The organism is Bradyrhizobium sp. SRS-191 (assembly GCF_024586915.1).
GTDB lineage: Bacteria > Pseudomonadota > Alphaproteobacteria > Rhizobiales > Xanthobacteraceae > Bradyrhizobium.
The window spans coordinates 1-1,831 of record NZ_JANBVS010000068.1; the positions used below are offsets into that span (position 1 = coordinate 1).

Genomic DNA, 1,831 nt, shown 5'->3' on the forward strand with positions numbered 1-1,831 from the left:
CCGATACCGAGATCAAGATCGGCAATATCATGCCGTACAGCGGTCCGGCATCGGCCTACGGCATCATCGGCAAGACCGAAGAAGCCTATTTCAAGATGATCAACGACAAGGGCGGCATCAACGGCCGCAAGATCAGCTTCGTCACCTATGACGACGCCTATTCGCCTCCGAAGGCCGTCGAGCAGGTCCGCAAGCTGGTCGAGAGCGACGAGGTTCTGGCGGTGTTCAATCCGCTCGGCACGCCCTCCAACACCGCGATCCAGAAGTACCTGAACGCCAAGAAGATCCCGCAGCTCTTCGTCGCCACCGGCGCCACCAAGTGGAACGACCCGAAGAACTTCCCCTGGACCATGGGCTGGCAGCCCTCTTACCAGAGCGAAGCGCAGATCTACGCGAAATGGCTGATGAAGGAGAAGCCGAACGCCAAGGTCGCGATCCTCTACCAGAACGACGATTTCGGCAAAGACTACCTCAAGGGCACCAAGGACGGTCTCGGCGCCAAGGCCTCGTCCATGATCGTCATGGAGGAAAGCTATGAGATCTCCGAGCCCTCGATCGACGGCCACATCGTCAAGATCAAGGCCGCCAATCCCGACGTGCTGCTGATCTACACGACGCCGAAATTCGCCGCGCAGACCATCAAGAAGACGGCGGAACTGAACTGGAAGCCGCTGCAGATCCTCACCAACGTGTCGATCTCGGTCGGCAGCGTGATGAAGCCGGCCGGCTTCGAGGCCTCGCAGGACGTGCTGTCGGCGGCCTATGCCAAGGACTCGACCGATCCCCAGTGGAACAACGATCCCGGCATGAAGAAGTGGAACGAGTTCGTCGACAAGTACATGCCCGGCGCCGACAAGACCGACACCGGCATGGTCTACGGCTACGGTGCAGCTTCCACGCTTGCCAAGGTGTTGGAGATGTGCGGTGACGATCTCACCCGCGCCAACCTGATGAAGCAGGCCGCCTCGCTGAAGGATTTTGCTCCGGACACGCTGCTGCCCGGCGTCAAGATCAACACCAGCCCGACCGACTTCGCCCCGATCTCGCAGCTGCAGATGCAGCGCTTCAAGGGCGAGAAGTGGGAGCTGTTCGGCGACATCATCAACGGCGACGTCGCCGCCGAGTGATGGCCTGACGCCGTAGTCCAAGACGGATCGTCCGGAACAGTCCAGATCGACAGAGCCCCCGCGGGTAGCCGCGGGGGCTTTTTGTTGACGGCGGGCGGCAATCTTGTTCAATGCGGCGCCGATCCATTCCGGGTGGAGAAAGATGACTGCCGTTCGATTTCAGATTGCGGCCTTGTCGGCTGCGCTCGCGTTGTGCACTGCGACGACGAGTCCGGCATTGGCGCAAAAGAAATACGACACCGGGGCGTCGGATACCGAGATCAAGATCGGCAATATCATGCCTTACAGCGGTCCGGCCTCGGCCTATGCCGCGATCGGCAAGGCCGAGGAAGCCTACTTCAACAAGGTCAATGCCGAGGGCGGCGTCAACGGCCGCAAGATCAGGTTCATCTCCTATGACGACGCCTATTCGCCGCCGAAGACGGTGGAGCAGGCGCGCAAGCTGGTGGAGAGCGACGGCGTGCTGCTGATCTTCGGCTCGCTTGGTACCTCCACCAATGGTGCGATCCGCAAATACATGAACGAGAAGAAGGTGCCGCAACTGTTCGTGGCGAGCGGTGCCTCGAAGTGGAACGATCCGAAACAATATCCCTGGACCATGGGTTGGCAGCCGAGCTACGCCAGCGAGGCGCGCATCTACGCCAAATACATCATGAAGGAGAAGCCTGGCGCCAAGATCGGCGTGCTCTACCAGAATGACGATT

General features: G+C 60.3%; 2 protein-coding genes. Both read left to right on the forward strand.

Going from position 1 to position 1,831, the window contains the following annotated elements; genetic code table 11:
• On the forward strand, window positions 1-1,127 hold a 1,127-nt coding region (locus tag NLR35_RS33995; protein ID WP_257170901.1), incomplete at its 5' end, for an ABC transporter substrate-binding protein.
• A 142-nt stretch (window positions 1,128-1,269) separates the two neighbouring features.
• The coding region (locus NLR35_RS34000) for an ABC transporter substrate-binding protein (protein WP_257170902.1) at window positions 1,270-1,831 on the forward strand (562 nt) is incomplete at its 3' end.